This is a genomic window from Pseudomonas sp. KB_15, from assembly GCF_052114525.1.
Lineage (GTDB): Bacteria > Pseudomonadota > Gammaproteobacteria > Pseudomonadales > Pseudomonadaceae > Aquipseudomonas.
Map to the genome: position 1 here is coordinate 1 of NZ_JBFREX010000401.1, position 329 is coordinate 329.

1 pseudogene is annotated in these 329 nt (G+C 61.4%); it reads left to right on the plus strand.

From position 1 onward, the window contains the following. Positions 1-329 (plus strand): annotated as a pseudogene (locus AB4Z35_RS31480) (electron transfer flavoprotein subunit beta/FixA family protein); the annotation flags it as partial.

The window sequence follows — 329 nt, forward strand, 5'->3', positions numbered from 1 at the left end:
CTGGGTGCCGACCGCGCCATCCTCGTCGAATCCGCCGAAGATCTGACTTCCCTGGCCGTTGCCAAACTGTTGAAAGCTGTTGTCGACAAGGAACAGCCTCAGCTGGTGATCCTTGGCAAACAGGCCATCGACAGCGACAACAACCAGACTGGCCAGATGCTCGCTGCCTTGAGCGGCTACGGTCAGGGCACGTTCGCCTCGAAAGTCGAAATCAGCGGCGACAGCGTAGCTGTAACCCGCGAAATCGACGGCGGCGCGCAGACCGTTTCCCTGAAGCTGCCGGCCATCGTCACCACCGACCTGCGTTTGAACGAGCCGCGCTACGCGTC